Origin of the sequence: Streptomyces sp. NBC_01232, assembly GCF_035989885.1 — a bacterium.
Lineage (GTDB): Bacteria > Actinomycetota > Actinomycetes > Streptomycetales > Streptomycetaceae > Streptomyces.
This window is the reverse complement of sequence record NZ_CP108518.1, coordinates 7,858,849-7,874,052: the sequence shown is the minus strand read 5'-3', so window position 1 is coordinate 7,874,052 and position 15,204 is coordinate 7,858,849. Positions and strand designations below refer to the sequence as shown.

General features: G+C 73.3%; 12 protein-coding genes. 8 read left to right on the top strand and 4 right to left on the bottom strand.

Annotated elements, in window-relative coordinates; all coding sequences use genetic code 11:
* Positions 1-63: 63 nt before the first annotated feature.
* A complete protein-coding gene (locus OG444_RS36160) occupies positions 64-477 on the bottom strand; it encodes an Ig domain-containing protein (RefSeq protein WP_327266087.1) in 414 nt (137 codons plus the stop codon).
* A gap of 177 nt (positions 478-654) precedes the next feature.
* Here OG444_RS36160 and OG444_RS36155 point away from each other — a divergent pair, with 177 nt between their 5' ends.
* From OG444_RS36155 to dacB, 4 genes are all read left to right on the top strand, one after another.
* Positions 655-1,773, top strand: a complete 1,119-nt coding sequence (locus OG444_RS36155) for a hypothetical protein (RefSeq protein ID WP_327266086.1) — start codon at positions 655-657, stop codon at positions 1,771-1,773.
* Between the two features lie 147 nt (positions 1,774-1,920).
* Entirely contained in the window at positions 1,921-2,298 is a 378-nt protein-coding gene (locus OG444_RS36150) for a hypothetical protein (protein ID WP_327266085.1), read from the top strand.
* A gap of 355 nt (positions 2,299-2,653) precedes the next feature.
* Positions 2,654-4,114 carry a carotenoid oxygenase family protein gene (locus tag OG444_RS36145; RefSeq protein ID WP_442810799.1) on the top strand — a complete coding sequence of 487 codons (1,461 nt, stop codon included), beginning with the start codon at positions 2,654-2,656 and terminating at the stop codon, positions 4,112-4,114.
* A gap of 87 nt (positions 4,115-4,201) precedes the next feature.
* On the top strand, positions 4,202-5,851 hold the full coding sequence (gene dacB / locus OG444_RS36140) for a D-alanyl-D-alanine carboxypeptidase/D-alanyl-D-alanine endopeptidase (RefSeq protein WP_327266083.1): 1,650 nt from the start codon (positions 4,202-4,204) through the stop codon (positions 5,849-5,851).
* 34 nt (positions 5,852-5,885) lie between these two features.
* Here dacB and OG444_RS36135 read toward each other — a convergent pair whose 3' ends face one another.
* Complete coding sequence (locus OG444_RS36135) at positions 5,886-6,710, bottom strand: hypothetical protein (RefSeq protein WP_327266082.1); 825 nt, start codon at positions 6,708-6,710, stop codon at positions 5,886-5,888.
* 35 nt (positions 6,711-6,745) lie between these two features.
* Entirely contained in the window at positions 6,746-7,249 is a 504-nt protein-coding gene (locus OG444_RS36130; protein ID WP_327266081.1) for a hypothetical protein, read from the bottom strand.
* A 166-nt stretch (positions 7,250-7,415) separates the two neighbouring features.
* On the opposite strand from OG444_RS36130, the gene OG444_RS36125 reads away from it, so the two are divergent.
* Both OG444_RS36125 and OG444_RS36120 read left to right on the top strand, forming a co-directional pair.
* Positions 7,416-7,763: a S26 family signal peptidase gene (locus OG444_RS36125; RefSeq protein WP_327266080.1), complete on the top strand. Its 348-nt coding sequence runs from the start codon at positions 7,416-7,418 to the stop codon at positions 7,761-7,763.
* A gap of 12 nt (positions 7,764-7,775) precedes the next feature.
* The gene (locus OG444_RS36120; protein WP_327266079.1) at positions 7,776-8,468 is read left to right on the top strand and encodes a hypothetical protein; all 693 of its coding nucleotides are present in this window, start codon (positions 7,776-7,778) and stop codon (positions 8,466-8,468) included.
* A 188-nt stretch (positions 8,469-8,656) separates the two neighbouring features.
* On the opposite strand, the gene OG444_RS36115 is transcribed toward OG444_RS36120, so the two are convergent.
* Positions 8,657-9,316 carry a TetR/AcrR family transcriptional regulator gene (locus OG444_RS36115; RefSeq protein ID WP_327266078.1) on the bottom strand — a complete coding sequence of 220 codons (660 nt, stop codon included), beginning with the start codon at positions 9,314-9,316 and terminating at the stop codon, positions 8,657-8,659.
* Positions 9,317-9,499: 183 nt separating this feature from the next.
* On the opposite strand from OG444_RS36115, the gene OG444_RS36110 reads away from it, so the two are divergent.
* Together OG444_RS36110 and OG444_RS36105 are read left to right on the top strand one after the other, a co-directional pair.
* On the top strand, positions 9,500-10,618 hold the full coding sequence (locus tag OG444_RS36110; RefSeq protein ID WP_327266077.1) for a serine hydrolase domain-containing protein: 1,119 nt from the start codon (positions 9,500-9,502) through the stop codon (positions 10,616-10,618).
* Positions 10,619-10,844: 226 nt separating this feature from the next.
* On the top strand, positions 10,845-15,098 hold the full coding sequence (locus OG444_RS36105; protein WP_327267037.1) for a molybdopterin-dependent oxidoreductase: 4,254 nt from the start codon (positions 10,845-10,847) through the stop codon (positions 15,096-15,098).
* Positions 15,099-15,204: the final 106 nt, after the last annotated feature.

Sequence of the window (15,204 nt, the reverse complement as noted above, 5' to 3'; positions counted from 1 at the left end):
AGGTGCACGCCCCGGCGCCCCCGACCGGCATCGCGGCCGGGGGCACCGGGTGCGTGCGCCGGGTCAGCAGCGGGGGCAGGCGTCCCGGATCACGCGCCAGGTGAAGGTGGTGGAGGCGACGGCGCCCTTGGCGTCCTTGGCGGTGACGGTCACCGTACGGATTCCGCTGCTGCGCAGGAGGCCCGAGATCAAGCCGGTCGAGGCGTTGATCGTGGCACCGGCAGGCAGGCTGACCGCCGACCAGGTGTAGGGAGCCGCGCCGCCGGTGGCGGTCATCTGTAAGTGCGCGTAGTCGTACTGGAGGGACACCTGATTGCCCGGGTTGACCACGGACGGGGCGGCGGCCGCCGTACGTGTCACCAGGGCGGTCGTGCTGTGCGGCGCGGCGACGGCCGGGCCCACCGATGCGGCCAGGACGGCCGTCAGGCCGACTGCCAGGGCCGCCAGTCTGCGTGGAGCGCGCGTGGATGTGCTCAACAGGACCTCCGAACTCGTCGGGCGGGGGCGGCAGTTCCGGTACGGGTCCCGGAGGCCGTCATCGCCCGTTGTGGGTATGAATGTTCGAGGTGCGTGGCGCGTCGGAATCATAGGCGGGGCGGGCCGCGTCCGCCAGAAGGCACGTGGACCGGCTCCGCGGCCCCTACGATGTCCGTTATGCCCGGTACGGCCACCGTTCCGCACAACCCGCCGCCCCGCGCACGGTTGCGGTCCGCCGCCCGCCTGGCCGTGTGCGCCGCCGTGCCCTGGTTCCTCTGCCTGTGGTGGGGCACGAGCACGGTCCCGGTGCCCGCCGCCCTGCCGGCCGTATTGATCCTTCGCGAGGACGTGTACGCCGCTCCGCGCCTGGCGTGGGACCGGCTCGTGGGCGTCGTCGTGGGCGTGGCGCTGAGCACGTTCGTCCTGCACTGGCTGCCGCCGCCCTCGGCCTCCTCGGTGACCTCGGCGTCGGCATCGGCCTCGCTGTCCTTCCTCGCCGTACTGGTCTGCGGCTGCGCGGGCATGTACCTGATGTACCGGGGCGGCTCCCCCAACCAGCAGGTCCTGATCACCGCACTGGTGATCTACGCGACCGCCGCCCCCGGCTACCCCCTGGCCCGCCTGGTGGAGAGCGCGGTCGGCATCGTCACCGTCGTCGTGCTCGGACCGCTGCTGTGGCCGCCGGACCCGTACCGGTCGGCGGTGACCGGGCTCGACGCCTACCGGAGCGAACTCGGTGGACTCCTCGCCGCGGTCGCCTCCCGGCTCGCGGCCGGGGCACCGCCCGCCGCCCCGGAGCTCCCCGGGGAGGCCGAGGATCTGTGGCTGCAACCACAGGGCGGCCTCGCGGCCTACGAACGGGCCGCTCGACGCACGCGGCTCCCCCGGCTGTACCTCCGTACGCCGAGCCGGCCGCCCGACGGGGTCGGGGAGCGGCTGCGGCTCGCCGCCCGGACCGCCCTCACCCTCCAGTTCTTCACCCAGGAGCTCCGGGAACGCGCCAGGACCGCCACGACGGCCAGGACCACCGGCCCCAACGGACCTGACAGGCCCGACGGTTCCGCCCGTCCCGATCCCGCCCTGCGGGACCTCGCCCCGCTGCTCCGGTCCACCGCCCTCAGCCTCGACTCCGCGCTGCGCGGTGACGACCGCGCCGCGGAGCTCGAACTCGAGCGGGCCCGCGGCCTGGACCTCGCCCAGCGCGAGGCCCACCCCAACCAGCACGATGCCGTCCTGCGGACGGGCCTCCACCTGACCCACGAGGCCATCGCCGACCACCTGTCGGCCCGCGGTTGACGACCGTCCGGGGCAACCCCGCGCGGGTCGGCGGCGACCACGACGGCTCCGACCGGCCGATGGCCGTCTCGTGCCGAGCGGTGCCGGTCGCGGCCGGCGCGCGGACGACCGCTAGGCTCGTGCACCGACCTGGGAGATGAAGGATCGATGACGTTGCACGAAGGCCTCCGGGTGACGCTGGCCGCGGATCTCGCACTGACCGGTCCGGTCGTCTCGGAGGGAGAGGACGTCGGCGGTTTCCTGGCCCTCGGGGCAGGCACCGCCGGCACCGTCGAGCGGGTGGACGAGCACCGGCCGCAGAGCACCGAGGACGTCCGCGAGTACGAGCGCCTGAAGTCGCTCCTCGACTCCTTCGGGCATCAGATGCCGCCGGAGAGCCGGAGGCAGCTCGAGGAGAAGGTCGGCGCCCTGGAACCCGCGTGGACCGCCTTCCAGGAGCAGCGGCCGCGCGTGACGGTTCGCGTCCGCTTCGACAACGGCTTCGTGCTCGACGGCGTGCGGGAAGAACTCTTCACCTCCACCTGAGGTTCAGGCCGCCCGCCCCGCGGCCTGCGCCTGCGCGCGTACGTGTTCCGGGTACCGGGCGGTGAACTCCACCGCCCCACACGGCCGTCAGCACGCGGTTCGTCCGGCGGAACAACGGCGAGTCCCCGTGCTCGCGCGCCACCGGCGCGCGGGGGCCCCCGAGGGTGGGCACCCGCCTCGTCCACCATCCTGCGAGGGCCCGCGGCCGGCCGCATTCCGGGGCCGGCCGCCCACGGGATCCCGGGCCGGTCCGAGCCGCCTGGCAGCCCCGCCCGACGCGCGTTTCACTGGAAGGTGGCTGCAAGCGCGCCGGCGGAGGAGACCACGCGCCCCGGGAGGTCCCGTGAACACGTACGTGCCACCCCTCTTCGACCCCACCCGCGTCCCCCACCTGCTGGGAACCTTCGCGCCCGTGTCCGAGGAGGTCGACGTCGCGGAGCTGGAGGTGACGGGCGCGCTGCCGGACACCCTGGACGGCCTGTACCTGCGCAACGGCCCCAATCCGCGGTTCACGCCGATCGGCTCGTACCTGTACCCCATCGACGGCGACGGCATGCTGCACGGCGTGTGGCTCTCCGGCGGCCGGGCCCGCTACCGCAACCGCTTCGTCCGCACCCCCGCGCTGGTGGCCGAGGAACGCGCCGGCCGAGCCCTGTGGGGCGGCCTCGAATCGATGATCGTGCCGGACGCCGGGCAGGTGGGTCCGGAGCTGGCGGGCACCTTCCGGGAGCTGCCCGACATCAACGTCGTCCGGCACGCCGGCCGCCTGCTGGCCCTCGCCGAGTCGGCCTGCCCCTTCCGCATCGACACGGAGCTGGCGACGCTCGGCCGGGAGGACTTCGCCGGGAGCCTGCCGGCGGGCATCACCGCCCACCCCAAGATCGATCCGATCACGGGCGAGATGGTCGTCTTCTGCTACGGCCTGGAGCCGCCCTACCTGACCTGGTCGGTCATCGGCCCCGACGGCACGGTCGGCCGTGGGCCCACGCCCGTGGACGGGGTGGACGAGCCGATGATGATCCACGACATGGCCCTGACGGACCGCTACGCCGTCCTCGTCCTCGCTCCGGCCTTCTTCGACCTCGCCGCGGCCATGGCGGGCGGCTCCTTCCTGGCCTGGCGCCCGGAGCGCGGCACCCGCGTGGCCCTGATCCCTCGCGACGGCGGGCCGCTGCGCTGGGCGTCCGACGAGGCCTTCTGGGTGTGGCACACGGTGAACGCGTACGACGACGGCCCGGGAGCGGACGCCCCGGTGGTCCTGGACTACGTGCAGTGGAGCCGGCTGACCGTCGGCAGCCCGGACGAGGACGGCGGAGCGGACAAGGACGGCGGACCGGCCGACGGGGGCCTGGTACGGGCGCGCATCGACCCGGCCGCGGGCAGCATGACCCGCACCCTGCTGGACGACTCGCGGGTGGAGTTCCCGCGGGTCGACGACCGGCGCATCGGCCGGCGCCACCGGTACACCGCTCTGGCCACCGCCACCGGGCGGACGGACCTGCTGCCGGGCGAGTACGACGCCGTGCGCTGGTACGACGGGGAGACCGGCACCTCCCGCGTCTGGCCGGCCGGGAACCTCTCGGTCGGTGAGCCGGTCTTCGCGCCGGAGCCCGGGCAAGGCTCCGGGTCCGGGTCCGGGTCCGGGTCGGAGGAGCGCGGCCACTGGCTGACCTTCGCCACCGACCGTACCGACGGGTCGAGCTGGTTCCTGGTCATCCCCGCCGAGGACCCCGCCTCCGGCCCGGTGGCCCGCGCCCGGATCCCCGTCCGCGTCCCGCTCGGCCTGCACGGCTGCTGGCTGCCCACCGAGGAGTGAAACCCGCCCGGCGCGCCCCCGCGTCCCGACCGTGCCACCCTGTTGCTTGGCCTCGGGAGTAGGCAGCCGCGACGAACGGAGCGCGCTGTGAGCAGACCGATCCACCCCGCACCCCTGCGGCGCGGTACGGCCGCCGCCTGCGCCGCCCTGCTGTTCGTGGCCCTCGCCCCGGGCACGGCGAGCGGCGCGGACCCCACCCCCGCCCCGTCCTCGACGTCGTCGTCCCCGCCTCCACCGGCCGGTGACACGGGCCTCGCCGGCCTCGACCCGCGCATCACGGCGATCATGCGGAAGCCGGAGTACCGCAACGCCCAGTGGGGCCTGCTGCAGACCGAACCGGACGGCGGCCGTGTGGTGCACAGCCTCTTCCCGGGGCAGTTCTTCATCCCCGGCTCCACCGCCAAACTGCTCAGCGTCTCGGGCCCGTGGCAGACCCTGGGCGCCGACCACCGCTTCGTGACCCCGCTCTACGCGGTCGGCGAGCGCGACGGCGCCACCCTGACCGGCGACCTCGACCTCGTCGCCCAGGGCGACCTCACCATGGGCGGCAGGACCCGCCCCGACGGTACGGTCGCGTACACCGACCTCGACCACACCTACGCCAACGACTTCCCCGGCGCGACCCTCACCCCGGAGAACCCCCTCGCCGGGATCGACCGGCTCGCCCGGCAGGTGCGCGAGGCGGGCATCACCCGCGTCGACGGCGACGTGATCGTCGACAGTCGGCTGTTCCTCCCCGACCCGGAGCTCGTGCCGACCCCGACACCGCTGATCATCAACGACAACCTGATCGACCTCATGACCACCCCCGGGGGCCGGGCGGGCGCGGACGCCCGGCTGGACTGGCGGCCGAAGGTCGCTCCGTACGAGGTCACTTCGGCGGTGAAGACCGTGGCGGCCGGGCAACCGACCGCCGTGACCGTGACGGCCACCGACGGCGGCACCCGGATCCGGCTGACCGGCACCATCGCGGCGGACGCCGAACCGCTGTTGCGGACCTCCCCGATCGGCGACCCGGCCGCCTTCGGACGCGTCGCGCTGATCGAGGCGCTCGAACGCGCGGGGGTGCACGTCACCGCCGACCCGTCGGGCCCCAACCCGGTCGGACGGCTGCCGCGCGACTACGACGGGCGCCCGCGGGTGGCCGCGTACACCTCCCCGCCCTACGCCCAGTACGCCAGGCTGATCCTCAAGGTCAGCCACAACCTGGGCGCGAACCTCGGCATCTGCCTGCTGGCCGTCACGGCGGACAGCAACCAGTGCGAGGCCGGCTTCCCCGTACTGGCCGACTTCCTGGACCGGGCGGGCGTCGACCGCAAACAGGCGCAGCTCATGGACGGCCGCGGCGGCAACCCGGCCGACCGGGCCACCCCGCAGGTCCTGGTGCAGATGCTGGCGTACTGGCAGCGCACGCCGGACGCGCAGCTGTTCCGGGAGGCCCTGCCCATCCTGGGTGTCGACGGCCTGCTGGCCGAGAACTGCCGCAGCTGTCCGGCCCGGGGCAAGGTGTTCGCGAAGACCGGCGCGGCCGTCGGCGGGGACGCCCTCAACGACCGGCTGGCCGTCGGCGCCATCACGATCGCGGGCTACCTGGACAAGGGCGGCGGCCGGTTCGACACCTTCTACGCGGGCGTCAACGGCGCGTCAACGCCGGGCGCCGACCCCACCGAGGTGCTGTCGATCGCCAATGACCTCGCCCTGATCGCCGCCTATCTCCAGGAGTCCTCTTCGCCCTGACGGCCGGTGCCGGGAGCACGGTGCGGGGAGCGCGTCAGTAGGCCCCGATCGACCAGAAGACGCCCACCTCCTCGTCGCCGACCGCGATCAGGCCCAGATCGTCGAACAGGTCGAGCCCCCGGACATAGGCGGAGGTGAGGAAGGTGTGCGAGGCGGTGCCCTGCAGGCCGGCCGCGACGAAGTCCGGGGCCCGGTCATGGGCGGCCGCCCGCGCGTTGGTCCAGTAGCGGGCGGTGGGGCCGTACCGGTCGAGCAGGGTCCGGGCATCGGCCAGTACCGCGTCCCGGTCCGGCCTGCCGCGGACGGGGCGCGGCTCCGCCTGCCATTCCTCCGTCATGACGGCGAGCGCCCCGTGGGCGGCTTCCGCCTCCAGCGGGTACAGGAGGTCGGGCCATCGCGCCACGGCGGGCGGGTCGAAGGGATATGCGGGCAGACCCCAACGGGTGTCCTCGGCACGGTCCCCGTCCAGCCGCACCCAGCCCCGGGGATCACGGACCCGGCGGTTCATCACGGCGAGGACGTCGTGCTTCCAGTCCGCGTGGCGGCGTGGTCCGGTGGACACGAAGGCGTAGACGTCGTCGAGCAGACGTATCGCCGCAGCGTTCCAGGGGCAGCGGCGGCTGCGGAACTCCAGGAGCAGGGTGCGTACCCGGAGACCGAAGGCGTCCGCAGGCTCGCGCGGGATGCGGTGCAGCTGATCCAGGGTCCGGCGGACGAGGTCGCCGGCCGCGCCCGGCCGGCCGTCGGGGCAGGCCGGCACCTGCGGCGGCGGGAGCTTCGTCGCTCCGTCGGACAGTGCCTGCAGGCGGGCGTCGAGCAGATTCAGGGCAAGCCGGTCGGCATCGTGCAGGTGGGTCATCCCGCCACCCTAGAGACGGGCTGCGGGGCACCCGGCTACGTCTGTGCCCAGGCACGCAGCAGTGCCTCCCGCGCACGGGGTTCGGGGGTGCCCTCCCCTGCGTGCACGCGGCCCCATGCTCCGGGGGCCCGCGGGTCCGCGGTTCCCGCGACGAAGCGGTCGAGGAGCTCCTGGGAGAGCCGCACCTCCTCGTCGATGTACCCGCCGGCCGCCGCCGAGTACACGGTGAGCCGTTGCGATCCGTCGGCCGTGTCCAGGCGCAGCGTCATCTCGGGCGGCCCCTCGCCGGTGAGGCCGCCGATCGCGGCCGAGACCACCGACCCGAGGAGTTTCGACGCGCGGCTCGTCCGGCTCTCGCTGGGTGCGTCCTCGACCACCGCGGAGCGCACCCCCTGCCAGGTCCAGGTCAGGGAACCGTCCGGGTCCGCGGCCTCCAGTCCGTCGGCGGTGAGCCGGACGCAGACCCCGATGGCGTTCGGCGGCGAGCCCACGTACACCGCGTCCGGAGTGACCCAGAACAGTCCGACCATCGCCGCCACGTGCCGCTCCTCGCTCTCGCCCGCCGCCCCGCATGACCCCACCATCCATACCGCCGGCGCCGAGCGGACCGCCGCAGACACACCGAACGCCCGCCGCAGCGGGACCGGGCCGGGACCCGGACGTAAATCGGTGGGGTCCCGCGGCGGGATCTGTCAGCATCCTCGGATGGGTGCATTGGACGCAGTTGCCGGCAGGGTCGCCGGCGGAGCCACCGTGGAGTTCCGGCCGAGCGGCTCCTCGATGGTCCCGCTGATACGCAGTCGTCAGCAGGTGGTGGTCGCTCCGGTGGAACCGGCGAGGCTGAAGGCGGGGGACATCGTCCTCGCCCGGGTCGCCGGGACCGTGTACCTGCACCTGGTGTCCGCCGTGGATCCGGTGCGCAGGCGGGTGCAGATCAGCAACAACCGGGGCCGGGTGAACGGCTGGACCGGCCACGACCGGGTCTTCGGCATCTGCGTGGCGGTCGACGGTGTCCCCCGGGCGGGCGCCGCGGACAAGACGCGTGCGGCGTAGGGGGCCGTTCCGGTGCAGGAACTGAAGCTACCGGTCACCATCCACCGGGCACGGCTCGGACCGGTGGAGTTCAAGGTGATCCGACCGGCGCGGCCGCTGGTCCGCGCCGTCCTCGTCGACCACGACAGCCACGTGGACGCCTACTTCGACCAGCAGGCGGCGAAGCTGGTCGGCGGCCTGTGGACGCTCGCCGCCTCGTCCCCGCGCTCTCTGGTCCACCTGCCGATGCGGGGCAACCGCGCTCCCGGGCGCGAGCTGCCGAAGCCGGGGAGCCGGCAGCTCGATCTCGTGCTGCTGCACCACTCGCTCCAGTTCCCGCCCGCGCGCTGGAAGGACGTACGCTCCCGCCTCGGCCGGGGCCGCCCGCAGACGGTGACCCTGCCCCGTCCGGCGAAGGCCGACGAGCAGCCGGCCGACGCCGAGGCTCGGCATTACCGGGAGAACCGGGACCTGTTCCACCAGCACGTGCACGCCGAGACGCTGTTCATGACGGGGAGCGCGCCGGTGTTCAGGGCCACCGCCCGCCATTTCTTCGACGTCGCCCGCAATGGCCCGGGTTATGTGCCGGTCCATCGGGGCTACCCGCACTTCTGCACCGCACTCCACTCCAACGCCGGTGTGCTGGGTGACGCGCGCGAGATCCACATCGAGTACTCGGACCAGTGGCAGGCGGCGACGGACGACGTTCCAGAGCCGGGAGGCTAGGGCGTCTCTTTTGGATCTTGTCGGTCGGGCCCGCGTCGTCCGGTGCCGTGCATCGCAAGGCGGAGGAGCGCCGTTGTACTGGACGTACTGCGGTGCTCCGACAACGCGGCGAGGTGCGGTGCCGGGCGACGCGGGCCTGGGGGCACCTCCCAGCGGTAGCTGGGGGAGCAAGATCCGAAAGAGACGACCTAGCGGGGGCCGGCCGCGGCCTCGATGTCGGCGAGCTGGGCGGCGAGGATCTCTTCGAACGCGGCGCGGCGGTCCGCCCCGAGGGGTCGGATGTCGCGCGCGAAGTGGGCCAGGGCGGGGAAGCGTTCGGGGTCGGCGCCCAGTACCGCGACGCGGAACAGCTCCATGCCCTGTTCGTACTCTTCGGCGGTGATGGTGCTGACCCCGGCCTCGGAGGCGATCAGCGAGGCGATGAGGACCGCGATCCGGTGGTAGCGCGCCGGGATCTGCTCGTCGGGCAGTCCCGACGCCCGCAGGGCCTGCAGCAGTTCTTCCATGACCAGCCGGGAACCTGCGCCGCCCGACGCATAGCGTCCCCAGACCCCGGCGAGCTGGGGTTGCTGCCCGAAGGCCTCTCTCACGCGCAGGGCCAGGGCGGTGATGCGCTGCTTCCAGTCGCCCTCGGGGCGGTAGCCGTCCATGGCGGCCGCGAGGATCCGGTCGGCGACCGCGCGCAGCAGTTCGGTCTTGCTGCGGAAGTGCCGGTAGAGGCTGGAGGAATCGGTTCCCAGGGCAGCGGCGAGCTTGCGCACGCTGAACGACTCGGCGTCGCTCGTGCGCAGCAACTCCGCCGCCGCGTCCAGGATCTCGTCGGTCGACCAACGCCTTCGCGGTGCCATCTCACTCCTCTTTCCGGGTCTCACCCTAACCCATGCACTTGGTGTTGCACGCACCGCGTGCATAATGAGGACATGAGCGTGCCGGCCCGGCAGCAGGCGGGCCGGCATGCCACTCGTGCCCTCTGACCCGGGCCGGGCTCCCGACGTGGAGCTCCACCCGCGGAATACGAAAGGACGCATACCGTGAGGAACCCACTGGATCCCGCGAAGCTGAAGGCCGCCCTGGAGAACGTGCACCACGCCGGGATGCCGGGGCTGTTCGCCGAAGTGCGCGACGGCGACCAGATCTGGCGCGGCGCCGCCGGGGTCGCCGATGTCTCCACCGGCCGCCCTGTCACCGCCGACATGCGGCACCGCGTCGGCAGCATCACCAAGACCTTCACCGCCGCCGCGGTTCTGCAGCAGGTCGAGAGCGGCCGGATCGGTCTCGACGCCCCGGTCGGCCGGTACCTTCCGAAGCTGGTGCCCGGGGAACGCGGTGACGCGATCACGGTCCGGATGCTGCTCAACCACACCAGCGGCCTCGCCGAGTACCTCCCCTACGCCTACCCCTCCCTCAAGGCGCTCCCCGACCTCGCGAACACCGGCCCCCAGAGCCTGGACGACCACCGGTTCACACGGTTCGACCCCGTCGAGCTGATCGGGCTGGGGGTCGCCGCACCTGCCGTCGGCACCCCGGGCGGCGCGCCGGGGCTGTACTCCAACACCAACTACCTGCTCCTCGTCGAGCTGCTGGAACAGGTGACCGGCACCTCGGCCGGGCGGTACATCACCGAGAACGTCATCGAGCGCGCCGGGCTCCGGGACACCGAGATCCCCACCGGGCCGCAGGTGAACGGGCCGCACTCACTGCTCTACGAGGCGTGGTTCGGCATGATCGACCCGCCGCGCGACTACAGCGTCTTCGACATGTCATGGACGGGTCCTTCGGCCTCGCTGATATCGACCGTCGCGGACCTCAACCGCTTCTACCGCATGCTGCTGGCCGGGGAGATCGTCAGCCCGTCGTCGCTCGCGCAGATGCGCCGCACGGTCCGGGTCGTGTCCCAGGAGGGCAAGACGATGGACTACGGCCTGGGGCTGTACCCGGTCCAGGAGCCGGGGCAGGACACCTTCTGGGGTCATGGCGGCACGGTCTGGGGCGGTGGAGCGCTCGCCATGACCCGCGCCGACGGCATGCGGCAGATGGCGGTCGCGGTGAACGCGCAGAGGTGGAACCGGCTCGACTCCTCGGGCAGGCCGCAGCCCCATCCCATCGACGGCGCGCTCGAGGCCCTGCACCGCGTGGCGATGTACGGCTGACCGGCCGCACCATCCCGGCCGGGCCCGGGGGCGGACGCACCCGGCCGCTGATCGCCTCACCGCCCGTCGCGATCTTGGCGAAGCCACTCGTAACCCCCGGGTGGCACCGCCCGACACATGTACGCAACAGGGATTTCCTACGGTGGACCGCAACGGGATCGACCTGCACCGGGCAGCAGCGGCCCGGGGCGGTGCGGTGTCGGCCGGTGGCGCGAGGAGGTCTGCTGTGGCGGAGGCGGAGGCAGCGGCCGGGCAGCAGGTGCGTACGGTCTGCTCCTACTGCGGCGTCGGCTGCGGGATCGTCCTGGACATCGTCACGGGCGGCGACGGGCGCCGTACGGTGGCCAAGGTCACCGGCGACAGGCAGCACCCCGCGAACGGCGGACGCCTGTGCACCAAGGGCGCCACGCACGCCGACATGCTGGCCGCGCCCGGCCGGCTGACGACCGCACTGGTCCGCGGCGAGCGGGGCGCCGAGCCCGCCGCCGCCCCGGTGGAGACGGCCATCGCGGAGACGGCGGCCCGGCTCCGCCGGATCCTCGACGCGCACGGCCCCGACGCACTCGCGCTCTACGTCTCCGGCCAGATGTCCCTGGAGGCCCAGTACCTGGCGAACAAGCTGGCCAAGGGCTTCCTGCGGACGAACCGGATCGAATCCAACTCGCGGCTGTGCATGGCCAGCGCCGGCAGCGGCTACAAGCTCTCGCTGGGCGCGGACGGCCCTCCCGGCTCCTACGAGGACTTCGACCGGGCGGACGCCTTCTTCGTCATCGGCTCCAACATGGCCGACTGCCACCCCATCCTCTTCCTGCGGATGATGGACCGCGTCAAGACCGCCGGAGCCAGACTCATCGTGGTCGATCCCCGGCGCAACGCCACCGCCGCCAAGGCCGATCTGTTCCTGCAGATCAGGCCCGGCACCGACCTGGCACTCCTCAACGGACTGCTGCACCTGCTCGTCGAGGGCGGCTGGACCGACCCCGCGTTCATCGCCGAGCACACCGAGGGCTGGGAGGAGATGCCCGCCTTCCTACGGGACTACGCGCCCGCGCAGGTCGCCGAGATCACCGGCATACCGGAGGCCGACATCCGGCTGGCCGCCCGCTGGATCGGCGAGGCGGGCGAGTGGATGAGCTGCTGGACCATGGGCCTGAACCAGTCCACGCACGGCACCTGGAACACCAACGCCCTGGTCAATCTGCACCTCGCCACCGGCGCCATCTGCCGCCCGGGCAGCGGCCCCTTCTCCCTCACCGGCCAGCCCAACGCGATGGGCGGACGGGAGATGGGATACATGGGACCTGGTCTGCCCGGTCAGCGCTCGGTCCTGGTGGAGGAGGACCGCAGTTACGTGGAGGAGCTGTGGGGTGTGCCGAAGGGCACCCTGCGCACCGGCGCCGGACGCGGCACCGTCGAGATGTTCGAGAAGATGGCGGACGGTGAGATCAAGGCGTGCTGGATCATCTGCACCAACCCGGTCGCCTCCGTCGCCAACCGCAGCACCGTCATCCGGGCCCTGGAGACCGCCGAACTCGTCATCACCCAGGACGTGTTCGCGGAGACCGAAACCAATGCCTACGCCGACATCGCGCTGCCCGCCACCCTCTGGGCCGAGTCGGACGGCGTGATGATCAACTCCGAGCGCAACCTCACCCTGGTGCAGGGCGCGGCCGATCCGCCCGGCGAGGCCCTGCCCGACTGGCAGCTGATCGCACAGGTCGCCTGCGCGATGGGATTCGCCGAGGCCTTCACGTACACGTGCGCCGAGCAGGTGTTCGAGGAGCTGCGGCAGGCCTGGAACCCGCAGACCGGCTGGGACCTGCGCGGTGTCACCTACGAGCGGCTGCGCTCGGGCCCGGTGCAGTGGCCGGCCGCCCCGGACGGGCCGGAGCGCAATCCGGTCCGCTACCTCAACGACGGGGTCAGCCGGGCCCTGGCCGAGCGCCCGGACGGCAGCCGCCCCCGGCTGGCCTTCCCGACGGCGACGGGACGGGCCGTCTTCTTCGCCCGCCCCCACCTGCCGGACGGCGAACTCCCCGACGAGGACTACCCGTTCGTCCTCAACACGGGGCGTCTGCAGCACCAGTGGCACACCCTGACCAAGACCGGCAAGGTCGCCAAGCTCAACAGGCTCGACCCCGGACCCTTCGTGGAGATCCACCCGCAGGACGCGGCCGCCCTCGGCATCGTGGAGGGCGACGGGGTGGAGGTGGCCTCCCGGCGCGGGCGGGCCGTCCTGCCGGCGGTCGTCACCGACCGGGTCCGGCCGGGGAACTGCTTCGCCCCCTTCCACTGGAACGACCTGTTCGGCGAGTACCTCAGCGTCAACGCCGTCACCGACGACGCCGTCGACCCGATCTCCTTCCAGCCCGGTTTCAAGATGTGCGCGGTGACTTTGACGAAGACGACAGCCCCGGTCCCCGTGGTGGCGGCCCTGCCGCCGGCCACCGCACCCGCATCCGTCGGCGGCGATCCCGGCCCCGACGGCCTCGGCACCCCTGCTCCCGCCCGGGCGTCGTCGGGAAGCACCACCGCGACACTGCCCCGTCCGGGCACGGCCCCGGCGGTGACCGCCCTCACGGCCCTCACCGACGTGTTCGGGCTGCAGGACCGGACACCGCCCGCCCTCTCCGACCGGGAGCGCCAGTACCTCGCCGGGTTCCTGACCGGGCTCGCCTCCGCCCCGCCCGGCGCGGACGTCCCGTCGCTCCCCGCCGGCGCCCCCTTCGAGGCCGGGCACGCGCTCTGGGTCGACGGTGTCCTCGCCGGCGCGTACTCGCGCACGGCGACCGCCCTGGCCGCTGCTCCCCCGGCCGCTCCGGCACCGGCCCCGGCCGAGGCGGACCCCCCGGCCCGGCCGGTGCGCCGGACCCGGCGGACCGTCGTGCTGTGGGCCTCGCAGACGGGGAACGCCGAGGACCTCGCCGCCGGCATCGCGGCGGAACTGGGCACTGCCGCCGCCGCCCCGGCGAGCGTGCACAGCATGGCGGAGCGCGTTCCGGCCTCCCTGGAACCCGGCACGGATCTGCTGATCGTCACCAGCACCTTCGGTGACGGTGACCCGCCGGACAACGGAGCCGCGTTCTGGGAATCCCTCAGCGCCCCCGACGCGCCACGCCTGAAGGACGTCCGGTTCGCGGTACTCGCCCTCGGCGACTCCACCTACGACGCCTTCTGCGGCCACGGCCGCCGGCTCGACCAGCGCCTCGAAGAACTCGGCGGCCTGCGCCTCCTGGCCCGGGTGGACTGCGAGCCCGACTACGAGGAGCCCGCGGGCCGGTGGCTGGAGCAGGTGCGCACGGCGCTCGCGGCCGCCGCCCCGGACCCGGGCTCCGCCGCGGGACCCCGGTCCCGGCCGGTGGCCGACCGTAACTCCCCGTACGTCGCCCGGCTGTCCGGCAACCGGCTGCTCAGCCTGCCCGGCGCCACGAAGGAGGTCCGCCGGTTCGCTTTCGACCTGGGCGAGGACGGTCCCGCGTACGAGGCGGGCGACGCTCTGGCGGTCCAGCCGGTCAACTGCCCCGGTCTGGTGACGGAATGGCTGGCCGCCACCGGCCTCGCCCCGGACGCCGAGGTCGCCGTACCCGGCCGCGACCCCATGCCGTTCGCCGAGGCGCTCCACCGGCACCTCGACATCACCCGCCTCACGCCCGACCTGCTGCGCTTCGTCACCGAGCACACCGGCGACCGCCGGCTCAAGCAGCTGACGCGCCCCGACAACAAGGACGGCCTCGCCCGGTGGACCTGGGGCCGCGGGCCCGTGGACGTCCTGGCCGAGTTCCCGGTGCGGCTCAGCGCCCAGGAATGGGCCGAGCGTCTGGGGCGGCTGAAGCCGCGCCTGTACTCCATCTCCTCCAGCCCCCTCGTCGACCCGCGGGAGGTGGGCCTGACCGTGTCGGTCCTGCGCTACGAGGGGCCGGGCGGCCACCACCGCAAGGGCGTGGCCTCCACCTTCCTGGCGGACGCCGAACCCGGCACGCCGGTACCGCTGTTCGTCCAGAGCTCGGCACACTTCCGCCCGCCCGCGGGCGCGGACACTCCGGCCATCATGGTCGGCCCGGGGACCGGCATAGCGCCGTTCATGGCATTCCTCGAACACCGCCGCGCGCTCGGGCACCAGGGCGCCAACTGGCTGTTCTTCGGCGAACAGCGCGAGGCCACCGACTTCTACTACCGCGAGGAGCTGGCGGAACTCCACCGGCACGGCACGCTCACCCGCCTCGACCTGGCCTTCTCCCGGGACCAGCGGACCAAGGTCTACGTCCAGGACCGCATGCGGGAGCACGGAGCCCAGCTGTGGTCCTGGCTGCAGGACGGCGCCCACTTCTACGTGTGCGGTGACGCGAGCCGGATGGCGAAGGACGTGGACCGGGCGCTCCGCGAGATCGCGATGGCGCACGGCGGCCTCGACGCGGACGAGGCGGCCGCGTACCTGAAGCAGCTCTCGGCCGCCAAGCGGTACGCGCGCGACGTGTACTGAGCGCGTCCGGGCAACGCGCACGCCCCTCCCCTGCCCGTGCGCCACCGCGTGCGCGTTGTCGCGAGCTGTTCCTCGCCGATCCGGGCATCACCGGCGGGCAGTTGCA

Bases quoted from the DNA above. Each gene is read 5' to 3' on its own strand.
- OG444_RS36125 (WP_327266080.1), top strand. From the start codon at position 7,416: ATGGGTGCATTGGACGCAGTTGCCGGCAGGGTCGCCGGCGGAGCCACC.
- OG444_RS36150 (WP_327266085.1), top strand. From the start codon at position 1,921: ATGACGTTGCACGAAGGCCTCCGGGTGACGCTGGCCGCGGATCTCGCA.
- OG444_RS36135 (WP_327266082.1), bottom strand. From the start codon at position 6,710: ATGACCCACCTGCACGATGCCGACCGGCTTGCCCTGAATCTGCTCGAC.
- OG444_RS36115 (WP_327266078.1), bottom strand. From the start codon at position 9,316: ATGGCACCGCGAAGGCGTTGGTCGACCGACGAGATCCTGGACGCGGCG.
- OG444_RS36155 (WP_327266086.1), top strand. From the start codon at position 655: ATGCCCGGTACGGCCACCGTTCCGCACAACCCGCCGCCCCGCGCACGG.